Origin of the sequence: Escherichia sp. MOD1-EC7003 (assembly GCF_002965065.1) — a bacterium.
In the GTDB taxonomy this organism is placed as follows: Bacteria; Pseudomonadota; Gammaproteobacteria; order Enterobacterales; family Enterobacteriaceae; genus Escherichia.
Map to the genome: position 1 here is coordinate 1 of NZ_PTRE01000065.1, position 16,038 is coordinate 16,038.

Here is a 16,038-nt window from a genome sequence, read left to right on the forward strand (position 1 = left end):
AATCCTGACTCGGTTCATAGGCGGTGTTGGTCATCAACACATGATCTCCCTGTTCGACAAAAGCAAGAATGGCGTTAGCAACCGCCGCTGCCCCACAGGGGAACAACACGCAGCCTGCGCCACCTTCCAGTTCGCACATCGCTTCTTGTAAGGAGAAATGGGTTAATGTTCCGCGCCGTCCATAGAACAACTCGCCATTGGCGCGATTGCGCGTCGCGTGCTTTTTCGCTTCCACACTGTCAAAGACCAGCGAAGAAGCGCGCTGAATCACGCTATTTACCGCGCCGAGAGTGTATTTTTTGCTGCGGCCTGCATTCACCAGTTGAGTATCAAGCTTGTTTTCCGTCATGTCGGAATTTCCTGTTTTTATACGTCTGGATGTCTAAACTAGCATGAATATTCACGGGCGCATCCTGAAGAATTGGCATAAAGCAGAAAATTTTTGCAAATGGCGTACTGGAGACTTTTTTACTGCGTAAACGCAAGGAAAAGCAAGCAAAGGTACGGCAGTATGCAAATAGTAATGAGAACGACTATCAATTCGACGCCGTTTTGATATTATTATGCGCAGATTTTGTGACTTGCGTCCTGGAGATACACAGTGGGTAATAATTTAATGCAGACGGACCTTTCCGTCTGGGGTATGTATCAGCACGCCGATATTGTCGTTAAGTGCGTGATGATTGGGCTTATTTTGGCCTCCGTAGTCACCTGGGCAATCTTCTTCAGTAAGAGCGTAGAGTTCTTCAATCAGAAGCGTCGCCTTAAGCGCGAGCAGCAACTGCTGGCTGAAGCGCGTTCCTTAACCCAGGCCAACGATATCGCCGCTGATTTTAGTAGCAAAAGCTTAAGCCTGCATTTACTCAATGAAGCGCAGAATGAGCTGGAACTGTCAGAAGGCAGCGACGATAACGAAGGTATTAAAGAGCGTACCAGCTTCCGTCTGGAGCGTCGGGTTGCCGCCGTAGGGCGTCAAATGGGTCGCGGTAACGGCTATCTGGCAACCATTGGCGCGATTTCACCGTTTGTGGGCCTCTTTGGTACGGTCTGGGGCATCATGAACAGCTTTATCGGTATTGCGCAAACACAGACCACTAACCTGGCAGTCGTTGCGCCGGGTATCGCAGAAGCACTGTTAGCTACAGCAATCGGCCTGGTGGCAGCGATTCCGGCGGTCGTCATCTACAACGTATTCGCGCGCCAGATTGGCGGCTTTAAAGCAATGTTGGGTGATGTCGCAGCTCAGGTACTGTTGCTGCAAAGCCGTGACCTGGATCTGGAGGCCAGCGCCGCTGCGCATCCGGTGCGTGTCGCACAAAAATTACGCGCAGGATAATGTCCGATGGCAATGCATCTTAACGAAAACCTCGATGATAACGGCGAAATGCATGATATCAACGTGACGCCGTTTATCGACGTGATGTTGGTTCTGCTGATTATCTTTATGGTGGCGGCGCCGTTAGCGACGGTAGATGTGAAGGTGAACTTGCCTGCTTCTACCAGCACGCCGCAGCCGCGCCCGGAAAAACCGGTTTATCTGTCGGTAAAGGCAGACAACTCGATGTTTATCGGTAACGATCCGGTCACCGATGAAACAATGGTTACAGCGCTGAATGCGTTAACTGAAGGTAAGAAAGACACCACTATCTTCTTCCGTGCGGATAAAACCGTCGATTACGAGACGTTGATGAAGGTAATGGATACGTTGCATCAGGCGGGTTACCTGAAGATAGGTCTGGTCGGCGAAGAAACCGCCAAAGCGAAATAAAAATGATGCCCGGTTGCTTTTCACAACCGGGCATTTTTTTAACCTAAATGTTCGCCGCCGCACACACCGTGCACTTCTGCGGTGACATAGCTCGACTCCTGACTTGCCAGATAAACATATACAGGGGCCAGTTCCACCGGTTGCCCCGCACGTTTCATTGGCGTTTGCTGACCAAACTGCGGGATCTTATCCTGCGTTTGTCCACCAGAAATTTGCAGTGCCGTCCAGATAGGGCCTGGTGCGACAATGTTTACCCGAATGCCTTTCTCCGCGATCTGCTTCGCCAGACCGCGGCTGTAGTTCAGAATCGCCGCCTTGGTTGCAGCATAGTCCAGCAAGTGCGGGCTTGGCTGGTACGCCTGGATTGACGAAGTGGTGATGATACTGGCGCCTTTCGGTAGCAGGGGAATCGCTTCCTGGGTGAGCCAGAACAGCGCGAAAACGTTAATGGCAAAGGTCTTTTGAAACTGTTCGCTGGTGAGGTCTGCAATATCAGGAATGGCAACCTGTTTCCCGGCGACCAGCGCCATAATATCCAACCCGCCTAACGCCTTATGCGCTTCGTGAACCAGCGAACGGGCAAACTTCTCATCGCTTAAATCGCCAGGCAGCAGAACGGCTTTGCGTCCGCATTCTTCAATGATCTTTTTTACATCCTGAGCGTCTTCTTCTTCCGCGGGAAGATAACTGATCGCCACGTCAGCCCCTTCACGCGCGTAAGCGATGGCGGCAGCGCGACCGATTCCGGAATCGCCCCCTGTCACCAGTGCTTTACGATCTTTCAGACGACCGCTACCAACATAGGTTTTCTCGCCGCAATCCGGTACTGGTGTCATTTTCGCCTGGATGCCTGGCGTCGGTTGCTTCTGTTTGGGATATTCACCAGTGTAATACTGCGTGGTCGGGTCTTTTAAATGAGACATCGCTTTTCTCCCTTCAGGTTCAACGTCCTCTAAGGGTAGACGCTCTCAATGCGTTGATAAGGGAACCAGGAAAATCCCTAAACCTCGGATTTATGCGACAAAGGTTTAATGGATATGTTTATTTGCTGTTGCGCGATGTTTGCTCAATTGCGATATACTGTTGCCCGTTTTAACTACACGACAGTAATGTATGGAACGTTTTCTTGAAAATGCAATGTATGCTTCTCGCTGGCTGCTTGCACCCGTGTACTTTGGCCTTTCGCTGGCGTTGGTTGCTCTGGTGCTGAAGTTCTTCCAGGAGATTATTCACGTACTGCCGAATATCTTTTCGATGGCAGAATCTGATTTGATCCTCGTATTGCTGTCGCTGGTGGATATGACGCTGGTTGGCGGTTTGCTGGTGATGGTGATGTTTTCCGGTTATGAGAATTTCGTCTCGCAGCTGGATATTTCCGAGAACAAAGAGAAGCTGAACTGGCTGGGTAAAATGGATGCAACGTCGCTGAAAAACAAAGTAGCAGCGTCGATTGTGGCAATCTCTTCCATTCACTTACTGCGCGTCTTTATGGATGCGAAAAATGTCCCTGATAACAAACTGATGTGGTACGTCATTATCCATCTGACGTTTGTGCTTTCTGCGTTTGTGATGGGTTACCTTGACCGACTGACACGTCATAATCACTGATCTTGTGCGGGCGCGGTTCTCGCGCCCGGTATGAACTTGTTATTTATCGGAAGACGTTTGCCACAGATTCAGCTCACCATCGGCGATATGCCGATCAATCTGCGCCAGTTCCTCGGCGCTAAACGTCAGATTATTCAGCGCCAGCACATTCTCTTCCAGTTGCTCTGCACGGCTTGCGCCGATTAAGACTGAAGTCACTCGCTCATCTTTCAGCAACCAGCTTAACGCCATTTGCGCCATCGACTGACCGCGCTGCTGGGCCATTTCATTCAATAACCGCAGGCTGTTGAGGTTGGCTTCGGTGAGCATTTTCGGTGTCAGGCCACGAACTTTATGACCTTCGCGATACATCCGTGAATCCTCTGGAATACCGTTGAGATACTTTCCGGTCAGCAATCCCTGAGCCAGTGGGGTGAAGGCAATGCAGCCCACACCGTTATTTTGCAGGGTATCCAGCAGGCCGCTTTTATCCACCCAGCGGTTCAGTAAATTGTACGAAGGTTGATGAATTAACAGCGGAATTTTCCATTCGCGCAGTAACTCGACCATTTTTTGCGTCCGCTCTGGCGAGTATGAAGAGATCCCAACATACAGCGCCTTACCACTTTGCACAGCATGAGCCAGCGCAGAAGCGGTTTCTTCCATCGGTGTATTTTCATCGACGCGATGAGAGTAAAAGATATCGACATATTCCAGTCCCATACGCTTCAGGCTTTGGTCGAGGCTGGCGAGCAGGTATTTACGTGAACCGCCAGAGCCGTACGGGCCGGGCCACATATCGTAGCCAGCTTTGGTAGAGATAATCAGTTCATCGCGATAAGCGGCAAAATCCTCGCGCAGCAGGTGACCAAAGTTCTCTTCTGCGCTTCCTGGAGGTGGCCCGTAGTTGTTGGCTAAATCAAAGTGCGTAATGCCTAAATCAAAAGCTTTGCGCAGAATCGCACGCTGTGATTCCAGCGCGTTAACGTGACCGAAATTGTGCCATAAACCGAGCGATAACGCGGGCAGGCGTAAACCGCTTTTTCCGCAATAGCGGTACTGCATCTGCCCGTAACGTTCGGGATTCGCTAACCAGACCATGATCTCTCCTTTCCACCGTTCAATTTCGAAACAATGTTTCTAGTTTAGCGATTCGCCAGCGCGTATCCCGTAGTCTGGCTCACAGAGTGACGAAAAACTGGGCAAAAACACGTGCTTATACGTTGCTTAAAAAAACACCAACTGAGGAGTGTAACGATGCCGTGTTTAACCGCCAAACGGTCACGGCAAGGTCCGTGGTTATCTGGTGAAGAGCGACAAAACAGCTGCTGTGGTGGTGGTGCATGAGAACCGTAGGCTGGTCCGCTTACGAGGCGGCGTTGAAAGCCAATAATAAGGTCTATGAGACGTATATCTATCCGGGGGTTAATCACGGATTCCATAATGATTTCACGCCCCGTTATGACAAATCTGCCGCCGATCTTGCCTGGCAAAGGACACTGAAATGGTTCGATAAATATCTCTCCTGATGGGGATATCTCTTACGGGATTACGTCTTAAACAAGCATGAAAAAATAGCGTGCGCAAACGTCGTTCTTTGCCTAAAATATCGCTATATATTGTAATATATAGAGAATGAGGTGAACGATGAATAACCATTTTGGTAAAGGCTTAATGGCGGGATTAAAAGCAACGCATGCCGACGGTGCGGTTAATGTGACAAAATTCTGCGCCGATTATAAACGCGGTTTTGTATTAGGCTACTCGCACCGGATGTACGAAAAGACCGGCGATCGCCAGCTTAGCGCCTGGGAAGCGGGTATTCTGACGCGCCGATATGGACTGGATAAAGAGATGGTAATGGATTTCTTTCGTGAGAATAATTCCTGTTCTGCGTTGCGCTTTTTTATGGCTGGTTATCGCCTCGAAAATTGATCAAACATACGTATTATCTTGCTTTAATTAATTACACTAATGCTTCTTCCCTTCGTTTTAGCGCCCCGCCGCAGTATGATGATATCGATAACCATAATAAATGTGTGGTAAATGGCGCATCGATCGCATTATTGATTTTGCGATTGGGGCAAAATATATGCCAGGTCTTCGCAACGGAATAACTATAAATGACTGGAGATAACACCCTCATCCATTCTCACGGCATTAACCGCCGTGATTTCATGAAGCTTTGTGCAGCATTAGCCGCCACCATGGGGTTAAGTAGCAAAGCCGCTGCAGAGATGGCCGAATCGGTTACTAACCCGCAGCGTCCGCCAGTTATCTGGATTGGTGCACAGGAGTGCACCGGTTGTACGGAAGCTCTGCTTCGTGCAACGCATCCAACGGTAGAAAACCTCGTGCTGGAGACTATCTCTCTGGAGTATCACGAAGTACTTTCTGCCGCCTTCGGCCATCAGGTCGAAGAGAACAAACATAACGCTCTCGAGAAGTACAAAGGGCAGTATGTGTTAGTGGTGGATGGTTCCATCCCATTAAAAGATAACGGTATTTATTGCATGGTTGCCGGCGAGCCGATTGTGGATCACATCCGCAAAGCGGCAGAAGGCGCAGCAGCTATTATCGCAATCGGTTCCTGCTCTGCGTGGGGCGGTGTTGCCGCAGCTGGAGTTAACCCAACTGGTGCAGTCAGCCTGCAAGAGGTTCTGCCGGGCAAAACCGTTATCAACATTCCAGGCTGCCCGCCGAACCCGCACAACTTCCTCGCGACTGTTGCGCACATCATCACTTACGGCAAACCGCCGAAACTGGATGACAAAAACCGTCCGACCTTCGCCTATGGTCGTCTGATCCACGAACACTGCGAACGTCGCCCGCACTTCGATGCGGGTCGTTTTGCCAAAGAGTTCGGTGATGAAGGCCACCGCGAAGGCTGGTGCCTGTATCACCTCGGCTGTAAAGGGCCAGAAACTTACGGCAACTGCTCAACGCTGCAATTCTGCGACGTTGGCGGCGTGTGGCCGGTGGCGATTGGTCACCCTTGCTATGGCTGTAACGAAGAAGGTATCGGCTTCCATAAAGGCATCCATCAGCTTGCCAACGTCGAAAACCAGACGCCGCGTTCACAAAAACCGGATGTCAACGCTAAAGAAGGCGGCAACGTCTCTGCGGGCGCTATTGGGTTGCTCGGCGGTGTGGTTGGGCTAGTTGCCGGTGTCAGCGTGATGGCGGTGCGTGAACTGGGTCGTCAGCAAAAGAAAGATAACGCTGACTCACGGGGAGAATAACCGTGAACAGACGTAATTTTATTAAAGCAGCCTCCTGCGGGGCATTGCTGACGGGCGCGTTGCCCTCGGTCAGCCATGCGGCTGCTGAAAACCGCCCGCCAATTCCGGGATCGCTGGGGATGTTGTATGACTCGACCTTGTGCGTAGGCTGCCAGGCTTGCGTCACCAAGTGTCAGGATATCAACTTCCCTGAACGCAACCCACAAGGGGAACAGACCTGGTCGAACAACGACAAACTGTCTTCGTATACCAATAACATTATTCAGGTGTGGACCAGCGGTACGGGTGTCAACAAAGACCAGGAGGAGAACGGATACGCGTACATTAAGAAACAGTGTATGCATTGCGTCGATCCGAACTGTGTCTCTGTGTGCCCGGTCTCTGCGCTGAAAAAAGATCCGAAAACTGGCATTGTTCATTACGACAAAGATGTGTGCACCGGCTGCCGCTACTGCATGGTCGCCTGTCCGTACAACGTGCCGAAGTACGACTACAACAACCCGTTTGGTGCGCTGCATAAGTGCGAGCTGTGTAATCAGAAAGGTGTGGAACGTCTCGATAAGGGCGGTCTGCCTGGCTGCGTAGAAGTATGCCCGGCGGGCGCGGTGATTTTTGGTACGCGTGAAGAGCTGATGGCTGAGGCGAAAAAACGTCTGGCGCTGAAGCCTGGCAGCGAATACCACTATCCGCGTCAGACGCTGAAATCTGGCGACACTTACCTGCACACGGTGCCGAAATATTATCCGCATCTGTACGGCGAGAAAGAAGGCGGCGGTACTCAGGTTCTGGTACTGACGGGCGTTCCTTATGAAAATCTCGACCTGCCGAAGCTGGACGATCTTTCTACCGGTGCGCGTTCCGAAAATATTCAACACACCCTGTATAAAGGCATGATGCTACCACTGGCTGTGCTGGCGGGCTTAACCGTGCTGGTTCGTCGCAACACCAAAAACGACCATCACGACGGAGGAGACGATCATGAGTCATGATCCACAACCGCTGGGCGGCAAAATCATCAGTAAACCGGTCATGATTTTTGGACCGTTAATCGTCATCTGTATGCTCCTGATCGTGAAGCGTCTGGTGTTCGGTCTGGGCTCTGTCTCTGACCTGAACGGCGGCTTCCCGTGGGGCGTGTGGATCGCGTTTGACCTGCTGATTGGCACAGGCTTCGCCTGTGGCGGCTGGGCGCTGGCGTGGGCGGTATACGTCTTTAACCGTGGGCAATACCATCCGCTGGTGCGTCCGGCGCTGTTGGCGAGCCTGTTTGGTTACTCACTGGGTGGCTTGTCGATCACTATTGACGTGGGTCGCTACTGGAATCTGCCGTACTTCTACATTCCGGGTCACTTCAACGTGAACTCGGTACTGTTCGAGACGGCGGTCTGTATGACCATCTACATCGGCGTGATGGCACTGGAGTTTGCTCCGGCAGTGTTTGAACGTCTGGGCTGGAAGGTGTCGCTCAAACGTTTGAACAAGGTGATGTTCTTCATCATCGCGCTCGGTGCACTGCTGCCGACCATGCACCAGTCTTCAATGGGGTCGCTGATGATCTCGGCGGGCTACAAGGTGCATCCGCTGTGGCAAAGCTATGAAATGTTGCCGCTGTTCTCGCTGCTGACGGCGTTCATTATGGGCTTCTCGATTGTCATCTTTGAAGGTTCGCTGGTGCAGGCGGGTCTGCGCGGCAACGGCCCGGATGAAAAGAGCCTGTTCGTCAAGCTGACCAATACCATCAGTGTGTTGCTGGCGATTTTCATCGTGCTGCGCTTTGGCGAGCTTATCTATCGTGACAAGCTGTCGTTAGCGTTTGCCGGTGACTTCTACTCCGTGATGTTCTGGATTGAAGTCCTGCTGATGCTCTTCCCGCTGGTCGTTCTGCGTGTGGCGAAGCTGCGTAATGATTCCCGCATGCTGTTCCTGTCAGCACTGAGCGCGCTGTTAGGTTGTGCAACCTGGCGTCTGACCTATTCGCTGGTGGCATTCAACCCGGGCGGCGGTTATGCCTACTTCCCGACTTGGGAAGAACTGTTGATTTCTATTGGTTTTGTGGCTATTGAGATTTGCGCTTACATCGTACTCATTCGTCTACTGCCGATACTTCCTCCTTTAAAACAAAACGATCATAATCGTCATGAGGCGAGCAAAGCATGAGCCAGAGAATTACTATTGATCCGGTAACCCGTATTGAGGGGCATTTACGCATCGATTGCGAAATCGAAAATGGCGTCGTTTCGAAAGCATGGGCTTCCGGTACCATGTGGCGCGGCATGGAAGAGATCGTGAAAAACCGCGATCCGCGCGATGCATGGATGATTGTGCAACGTATCTGTGGCGTATGTACTACCACTCACGCGCTGTCTTCCGTTCGTGCGGCAGAGAGTGCGCTGAATATCGACGTTCCGGTTAACGCGCAATACATTCGTAACATCATTCTGGCTGCGCACACCACGCATGACCATATCGTTCATTTCTATCAGCTTTCGGCGCTGGATTGGGTGGATATTACCTCAGCGCTGCAAGCCGATCCGGCGAAAGCCTCCGCAATGCTGAAAGGCGTTTCGACCTGGCATCTGAACAGTCCGGAAGAGTTCACCAAAGTTCAGAATAAGATCAAAGATCTGGTTGCCAGCGGTCAGTTGGGTATTTTTGCTAATGGTTACTGGGGGCACCCGGCGATGAAACTGCCGCCGGAAGTGAACCTGATTGCGGTAGCGCACTACCTGCAGGCGCTGGAGTGCCAGCGTGACGCTAACCGTGTGGTGGCGCTGCTGGGCGGTAAAACGCCGCACATTCAGAACCTTGCTGTGGGTGGTGTCGCGAACCCGATCAACCTCGACGGTCTGGGCGTGCTGAACCTTGAGCGCCTGATGTATATCAAGTCTTTCATCGACAAGCTGAGCGACTTTGTTGAGCAGGTTTATAAGGTTGATACCGCCGTTATCGCCGCGTTCTACCCAGAATGGCTGACGCGCGGCAAAGGTGCGGTGAACTACCTGAGCGTGCCGGAATTCCCGACCGACAGCAAAAACGGCAGCTTCCTGTTCCCGGGCGGCTATATTGAGAATGCGGATCTGTCCTCGTATCGTCCGATCACTTCTCATTCCGATGAATACCTGATCAAAGGGATTCAGGAAAGCGCGAAGCACTCCTGGTATAAAGACGAAGCGCCGCAGGCACCGTGGGAAGGCACCACCATTCCGGCTTATGATGGTTGGTCTGACGACGGTAAATATTCCTGGGTGAAATCACCGACTTTCTACGGCAAAACGGTAGAAGTGGGTCCGCTGGCTAACATGCTGGTGAAACTGGCGGCTGGTCGCGAGTCTACCCAGAACAAACTGAATGAAATCGTTGCGATTTATCAGAAACTGACTGGCAACACGCTGGAAGTGGCGCAGCTGCACTCCACGCTGGGCCGTATTATTGGTCGTACCGTTCACTGCTGTGAATTGCAGGATATCCTGCAAAATCAATACAGTGCGCTGATCACCAAGATCGGCAAAGGCGATCACACCACCTTTGTGAAGCCGAACATTCCGGCAACGGGTGAGTTCAAAGGCGTTGGCTTCCTCGAAGCACCGCGCGGTATGCTCTCTCACTGGATGGTGATCAAAGACGGTATTATTAGTAACTACCAGGCAGTTGTTCCATCAACCTGGAACTCTGGCCCGTGTAACTTCAATGATGACGTTGGTCCTTACGAGCAGTCGCTGGTGGGGACACCGGTTGCCGATCCGAATAAACCGCTGGAAGTGGTGCGTACTATTCACTCCTTCGACCCGTGTATGGCCTGTGCGGTACACGTAGTGGATGCCGACGGCAACGAAGTGGTTTCAGTGAAGGTTCTGTAATGCGTATTTTAGTCTTAGGGGTCGGCAATATTTTGCTGACCGATGAAGCCATCGGTGTGCGGATTGTTGAAGCCTTAGAGCAACGATACATTCTGCCGGATTATGTTGAGATCCTCGATGGTGGAACGGCGGGAATGGAGCTGCTTGGCGACATGGCAAATCGCGATCATCTGATTATCGCTGATGCCATTGTGTCGAAAAAGAACGCGCCGGGAACGATGATGATCCTGCGGGATGAAGAAGTCCCGGCGTTGTTTACCAACAAAATCTCTCCGCATCAGCTTGGCCTGGCCGACGTATTGTCGGCCCTGCGCTTCACCGGCGAGTTTCCGAAAAAGCTGACGCTGGTCGGCGTGATCCCGGAATCGCTGGAGCCGCACATCGGCTTAACGCCAACGGTCGAAGCGATGATTGAACCTGCACTTGAGCAGGTTCTGGCTGCGCTACGCGAATCAGGCGTGGAAGCTATCGCACGAGAGGCGAATCATGACTGAAGAGATAGCAGGTTTCCAGACCTCCCCGAAGGCGCAAGTACAGGCTGCGTTTGAAGAAATTGCCCGGCGTTCGATGCACGATCTCTCTTTTCTGCATCCTTCAATGCCGGTGTATGTTTCTGACTTTACGCTGTTCGAAGGTCAGTGGACGGGGTGTGTAATCACCCCGTGGATGCTGAGTGCAGTTATCTTCCCCGGCCCGGATCAACTCTGGCCGCTGCGCAAAGTGAGTGAAAAAATCGGTCTGCAACTGCCGTATGGCACCATGACCTTTACCGTTGGCGAACTGGACGGTGTTTCGCAATACCTCTCCTGCTCGCTGATGTCACCGCTTTCGCACAGCATGTCAATTGAAGAGGGCCAACGCCTGACGGATGACTGTGCACGAATGATCCTTTCGCTGCCAGTCACTAATCCGGATGTACCACACGCAGGCCGTCGCGCCCTGCTGTTTGGTCGCAGGAGTGGCGAAAATGCATGAGTTGTCGCTTTGCCAGAGCGCCGTTGAAATTATCCAACGGCAGGCGGAGCAGCACGATGTTAAGCGCGTCACCGCCGTGTGGCTGGAAATTGGCGCGCTCTCCTGTGTTGAGGAGAGCGCCGTCCGTTTTAGTTTTGAAATTGTCTGCCAGGGAACGGTGGCGCAAGGGTGCAATTTACATATCGTCTATAAACCCGCCCAGGCCTGGTGCTGGGATTGCAGCCAGGTGGTGGAGATTCATCAGCACGATGCGCAGTGCCCGCTCTGTCACGGCGAGCGGTTGCGCGTCGATACCGGCGATTCGCTGATCGTCAAAAGTATTGAAGTTGAATAACCGGAGTTAACAATGTGTATTGGCGTTCCAGGTCAGGTGCTGTCTGTCGGTGAAGATATTCACCAGCTTGCGCAGGTTGAAGTATGTGGCATCAAGCGCGACGTGAATATCGCGCTGATTTGCGAAGGTAACCCTGCCGATCTGCTGGGCCAGTGGGTACTGGTGCACGTCGGATTTGCCATGAGCATCATCGACGAAGACGAAGCCAAAGCCACATTAGACGCACTGCGCCAAATGGATTACGACATTACCAGCGCGTGATGATTAAAGCCGGATGCGGCGTGAGTGCTTTATCCGGTATGCATGGTATTCGTAGGCATGATAAGACGCGACAGCGTCGCATCAGGCATTGTGCCCAATTACCGGATGCGGCGTAAACGCCTTATCCGGCCTACATCGGTCTGGATGGCTTGCTGCGACGAACGCCAACCATAGTGATGATTAAAGCCGGATGCGGCGTGAGTGCTTTATCCGGTATGCATGGTATTCGTAGGCATGATAAGACGCGACAGCGTCGCATCAGGCATTGTGCTCAATTACCGGATGCGGCGTGAGTGCTTTATCCGGTATGCATGGTATTCGTAGGCATGATAAGACGCGACAGCGTCGCATCAGGCATAGTGCCCAATTACCGGATGCGGCGTAAACACCTTATCCGGCCTACATCGGTCTGGATGGCTTGCTGCGACGAACGCCAACCATAGTAAAGCGGTTGATGGCGTACTCAATCTTCACCGGTGCGTAATGGTAAAAGTGACCAAAACCCCCGCCGAGGAAAGGTGCTGCGCCCTGTAACCAGAACAGCCAGTTCAGCGTTTCGGTACGCTTCGCCAGATCCTGCGGCAGGAAGTAGCCAAATTTCTCAGCCAGATAAAGCAGAATCGATCCTGACTCAAATACGCGGAGCGGTGGATTATGGGTATGATCGCGCAGTGCCGGGATCTTCGAGTTCGGATTCACTTCCACAAAGCCGCTGGAGAATTGATCACCATCACCAATGCGAATCAGCCAGGCGTCGTATTCTGCGCCGGTAACGCCCAGTGTCAGCAGTTCCCCTCAAGCATAATCGTCACTTTTTGACCGTTTGGCGTACCCAGTGAATAGAGTTGCAGCGGATTTATCCCACATCCAGACTTTCGCGGGCTGATAAGTATTGTCTGTCATACTGAGCTGCCTTCTGAGTGGTAGTGTTGAAGCAGTGTAGCAGGTCACTTGCTGTACAGAATGTGAATTTTTTAACCCTTTGCGCCAGCCGCTGCGATGAGGTGTATGATGAGTCTGACCTCTGTCCGGTTAATGTCGCTGAGCAGGTAATCAGAGCACAACAATTACGCCAACTGCTTAGGTTGTCTTGTTAAAGGTAAAGTGATGAGCAAAGGAACAACCAGCCAGGATGCCCCGTTCGGGACATTATTGGGCTACGCCCCAGGTGGGGTAGCAATCTACTCTTCAGATTACAGTTCTCTCGATCCGCAGGAATACGAAGATGACTCTGTATTCCGTAGCTATATCGACGATGAATATATGGGCCACAAATGGCAATGCGTTGAATTTGCTCGCCGTTTTCTCTTTCTGAACTACGGTGTGGTCTTCACTGATGTGGGTATGGCGTGGGAGATTTTCTCGCTGCGCTTCCTGCGTGAAGTGGTTAATGACAACATCCTGCCATTGCAGGCATTTCCTAACGGCTCGCTGCGTGCACCAGTCGCGGGGGCGCTTCTTATCTGGGATAAAGGCGGTGAATTTAAAGACACCGGCCATGTCGCCATCATTACCCAATTGCACGGCAGCAAAGTCCGTATTGCGGAACAGAACGTGATTCATTCCCCGTTGCCGCAAGGGCAGCAGTGGACGCGCGAGCTGGAGATGGTGGTCGAAAACGGCTGCTACACTCTCAAAGACACCTTCAATGACACCACAATTCTGGGGTGGATGATCCAGACGGAAGATACCGAATACAGCTTACCGCAGCCGGAAATTGCAGGTGATTTGCTGAAAATCAGCGGAGCGCGCCTGGAAAACAAAGGCCAGTTTGACGGTAAATGGCTGGATGAAAAAGATCCGCTACAAAACGCCTATGTGCAGGCTAATGGTCAGGTGATCAATCAGGATCCCTATCATTATTACACCATTACCGAGAGTGCCGAGCAGGAGCTGATTAAAGCAACCAACGAGCTACATCTGATGTATCTTCATGCTACCGACAAGGTGCTGAAAGATGACAACCTGCTGGCGCTGTTCGACATTCCGAAAATCCTCTGGCCGCGTTTGCGTCTTTCCTGGCAGCGTCGCCGTCACCATATGATTACCGGTCGTATGGATTTCTGCATGGATGAACGTGGCCTGAAAGTCTACGAATACAACGCCGATTCTGCCTCCTGTCATACTGAAGCGGGACTGATCCTCGAACGTTGGGCAGAGCGGGGCTATAAAGGCAACGGCTTCAATCCGGCAGAAGGGTTGATTAACGAACTGGCTGGTGCCTGGAAACACAGTCGAGCACGTCCGTTTGTCCATATCATGCAAGACAAAGATATCGAGGAGAACTATCACGCGCAGTTTATGGAGCAGGCGCTGCAACTGGCGGGCTTTGAAACGCGTATTTTGCGCGGGCTGGATGAACTGGGTTGGGATGCTGCCGGGCAACTGATTGATGGGGAAGGGAGACTGGTTAACTGCGTATGGAAAAGCTGGGCGTGGGAAACCGCGTTTGATCAGATTCGTGAAGTCAGCGACCGTGAGTTTGCAGCAGTACCGATCCGTACCGGTCATCCGCAAAATGAAGTGCGTCTTATCGACGTATTGCTACGTCCGGAAGTGCTGGTATTTGAGCCGCTGTGGACAGTGATCCCCGGCAACAAAGCGATTCTGCCGATCCTCTGGTCGCTGTTTCCGCACCATCGTTACCTGCTGGATACCGATTTCACCGTTAATGATGAGCTGGTGAAAACGGGTTACGCCGTGAAGCCGATTGCCGGTCGCTGTGGCAGCAATATCGACCTCGTCAGCCATCATGAAGAGGTGCTGGACAAAACCAGTGGTAAATTTGCCGAGCAGAAAAACATCTACCAGCAGTTGTGGTGTCTGCCAAAAGTGGACGGAAAGTACATCCAGGTATGTACCTTCACTGTGGGCGGCAACTACGGCGGTACTTGCTTGCGCGGCGATGAATCACTGGTCATCAAAAAAGAGAGTGATATTGAACCGTTAATTGTCGTGAAAGAGTCATAGATGTTGTAGTAATCCCGTACTGATTATGAAGAATAATCAGTACGGGGAATAATCAAAGTATTCAACATTTATATATTTTGCCATTAATTCATTTTACACATGAATATATTAACCGGAGAAATATCTGTTTTTTAATTATGCCTAAGTTTTTTGAATGAATGCTTATTGTCTGATACACAAGAAATAACACTCTTTTTATCGTTGAAAGATGATATTTCACTTTGCCCGAGCCGTGAAAGTCACTGATAATGCGTTCGTTCGTAAATTCAAAATGGCGTAATCTAATATATGCTAAATTTATTTGTTGGCCTTGATGTATATACGGGGATTTTGTTATTACTTGCTCTGGCATTTGTGTTGTTCTACGAAGCAATCAATGGTTTTCATGACACGGCGAACGCGGTGGCAACCGTTATTTATACCCGTGCCATGCAACCACGGCTTGCTGTGGTGATGGCGGCATTTTTTAACTTTTTTGGCGTATTGCTTGGTGGACTTAGCGTTGCCTATGCCATCGTCCATATGTTGCCCACCGATTTGCTCTTGAATATGGGGTCAACTCATGGTCTGGCGATGGTCTTTTCCATGCTGCTGGCGGCGATTATCTGGAACCTGGGAACGTGGTTCTTTGGTTTACCGGCCTCCAGTTCGCACACCTTGATTGGCGCGATTATTGGCATTGGTTTAACCAACGCGCTGTTAACCGGCTCATCGGTGGTGGATGCGTTAAACCTGCGTGAAGTGACCAAGATTTTCTCTTCGCTGATTGTTTCCCCTATCGTCGGCCTGGTCATTGCGGGAGGCCTGATTTTCCTGCTGCGTCGCTACTGGAGCGGGACGAAAAAGCGTGACCGTATTCACCGCATTCCTGAAGATCGCAAAAAGAAAAAAGGCAAACGTAAGCCGCCATTCTGGACACGTATTGCCCTCATTGTTTCTGCTGCGGGCGTGGCGTTTTCGCACGGTGCGAACGACGGGCAGAAGTAAGCGTACAGCCTGAACCGTCTGGTCAGAATCTGACGAATTAGACAAAGTGGTGTCCAC

16 protein-coding genes and 3 pseudogenes are annotated in these 16,038 nt (G+C 51.5%); 15 read left to right on the forward strand and 4 right to left on the reverse strand.

Features of this window, described 5'->3' with window-relative positions; translation table 11 throughout:
* Positions 1-349 (reverse strand): PLP-dependent transferase (locus A7090_RS12270; protein WP_198599585.1); only part of this gene is annotated, 349 nt, incomplete at its 3' end.
* 252 nt (positions 350-601) lie between these two features.
* Between A7090_RS12270 and exbB the strand changes: the two genes are divergently transcribed.
* Together exbB and exbD are read left to right on the forward strand one after the other, a co-directional pair.
* A complete protein-coding gene (gene exbB, locus A7090_RS12280) occupies positions 602-1,336 on the forward strand; it encodes a tol-pal system-associated acyl-CoA thioesterase (RefSeq protein WP_105274231.1) in 735 nt (244 codons plus the stop codon).
* 6 nt (positions 1,337-1,342) lie between these two features.
* A complete protein-coding gene (gene exbD, locus A7090_RS12285) occupies positions 1,343-1,768 on the forward strand; it encodes a TonB system transport protein ExbD (RefSeq protein ID WP_001240714.1) in 426 nt (141 codons plus the stop codon).
* Positions 1,769-1,806: 38 nt separating this feature from the next.
* Here exbD and yghA read toward each other — a convergent pair whose 3' ends face one another.
* Positions 1,807-2,691 (reverse strand): NADP(+)-dependent aldehyde reductase, encoded by an 885-nt coding sequence (gene yghA / locus A7090_RS12290; protein WP_105274232.1) that lies wholly within the window; start codon positions 2,689-2,691, stop codon positions 1,807-1,809.
* Positions 2,692-2,881: 190 nt separating this feature from the next.
* Between yghA and A7090_RS12295 the strand changes: the two genes are divergently transcribed.
* On the forward strand, positions 2,882-3,376 hold the full coding sequence (locus A7090_RS12295; RefSeq protein WP_000439332.1) for a TIGR00645 family protein: 495 nt from the start codon (positions 2,882-2,884) through the stop codon (positions 3,374-3,376).
* A 39-nt stretch (positions 3,377-3,415) separates the two neighbouring features.
* Here A7090_RS12295 and gpr read toward each other — a convergent pair whose 3' ends face one another.
* The gene (gene gpr / locus A7090_RS12300; RefSeq protein ID WP_105274233.1) at positions 3,416-4,456 is read right to left on the reverse strand and encodes an L-glyceraldehyde 3-phosphate reductase; all 1,041 of its coding nucleotides are present in this window, start codon (positions 4,454-4,456) and stop codon (positions 3,416-3,418) included.
* Positions 4,457-4,710: 254 nt separating this feature from the next.
* On the opposite strand from gpr, the pseudogene A7090_RS12305 reads away from it, so the two are divergent.
* The 10 genes and pseudogenes from A7090_RS12305 to hybG form a co-directional block, all read left to right on the forward strand.
* Positions 4,711-4,884: pseudogene (locus A7090_RS12305) on the forward strand (dienelactone hydrolase family protein); the annotation flags it as partial.
* 118 nt (positions 4,885-5,002) lie between these two features.
* Complete coding sequence (gene yghW, locus A7090_RS12310) at positions 5,003-5,290, forward strand: DUF2623 family protein YghW (RefSeq protein WP_105274234.1); 288 nt, start codon at positions 5,003-5,005, stop codon at positions 5,288-5,290.
* Between the two features lie 188 nt (positions 5,291-5,478).
* Complete coding sequence (gene hybO, locus A7090_RS12320; protein WP_105274236.1) at positions 5,479-6,597, forward strand: hydrogenase 2 small subunit; 1,119 nt, start codon at positions 5,479-5,481, stop codon at positions 6,595-6,597.
* A 2-nt stretch (positions 6,598-6,599) separates the two neighbouring features.
* Positions 6,600-7,586 (forward strand): hydrogenase 2 operon protein HybA, encoded by a 987-nt coding sequence (gene hybA, locus A7090_RS12325; protein ID WP_105274237.1) that lies wholly within the window; start codon positions 6,600-6,602, stop codon positions 7,584-7,586.
* The gene (gene hybB / locus A7090_RS12330) at positions 7,576-8,754 is read left to right on the forward strand and encodes a Ni/Fe-hydrogenase cytochrome b subunit (protein ID WP_105274238.1); all 1,179 of its coding nucleotides are present in this window, start codon (positions 7,576-7,578) and stop codon (positions 8,752-8,754) included. The genes hybA and hybB overlap by 11 nt, the downstream gene beginning before the upstream one ends.
* On the forward strand, positions 8,751-10,454 hold the full coding sequence (hybC, locus tag A7090_RS12335; RefSeq protein WP_105274239.1) for a hydrogenase 2 large subunit: 1,704 nt from the start codon (positions 8,751-8,753) through the stop codon (positions 10,452-10,454). The genes hybB and hybC overlap by 4 nt, the downstream gene beginning before the upstream one ends.
* A complete protein-coding gene (locus A7090_RS12340; protein ID WP_105274240.1) occupies positions 10,454-10,948 on the forward strand; it encodes a HyaD/HybD family hydrogenase maturation endopeptidase in 495 nt (164 codons plus the stop codon). The genes hybC and A7090_RS12340 overlap by 1 nt, the downstream gene beginning before the upstream one ends.
* The gene (hybE, locus tag A7090_RS12345) at positions 10,941-11,429 is read left to right on the forward strand and encodes a hydrogenase-2 assembly chaperone (protein WP_000134014.1); all 489 of its coding nucleotides are present in this window, start codon (positions 10,941-10,943) and stop codon (positions 11,427-11,429) included. The genes A7090_RS12340 and hybE overlap by 8 nt, the downstream gene beginning before the upstream one ends.
* On the forward strand, positions 11,422-11,763 hold the full coding sequence (gene hypA / locus A7090_RS12350; protein WP_105274241.1) for a hydrogenase maturation nickel metallochaperone HypA: 342 nt from the start codon (positions 11,422-11,424) through the stop codon (positions 11,761-11,763). Before hybE ends, hypA begins: the two co-directional genes overlap by 8 nt.
* A 12-nt stretch (positions 11,764-11,775) precedes the next feature.
* Positions 11,776-12,024, forward strand: coding sequence for a hydrogenase maturation factor HybG (gene hybG, locus A7090_RS12355; RefSeq protein WP_105274242.1), 249 nt, complete (start codon positions 11,776-11,778; stop codon positions 12,022-12,024).
* A gap of 426 nt (positions 12,025-12,450) precedes the next feature.
* On the opposite strand, the pseudogene A7090_RS12360 reads toward hybG, so the two are convergent.
* Positions 12,451-12,927, reverse strand: a pseudogene (locus A7090_RS12360) (glutathione-dependent disulfide-bond oxidoreductase); the annotation flags it as partial.
* Between the two features lie 204 nt (positions 12,928-13,131).
* Between A7090_RS12360 and gss the strand changes: the two are divergent.
* Positions 13,132-14,994 carry a bifunctional glutathionylspermidine amidase/synthase gene (gene gss / locus A7090_RS12365; protein ID WP_105274243.1) on the forward strand — a complete coding sequence of 621 codons (1,863 nt, stop codon included), beginning with the start codon at positions 13,132-13,134 and terminating at the stop codon, positions 14,992-14,994.
* A 288-nt stretch (positions 14,995-15,282) separates the two neighbouring features.
* Positions 15,283-15,978 (forward strand): annotated as a pseudogene (gene pitB, locus A7090_RS12375) (inorganic phosphate transporter PitB); the annotation flags it as partial.
* Between the last annotated feature and the right edge of the window lie 60 nt (positions 15,979-16,038).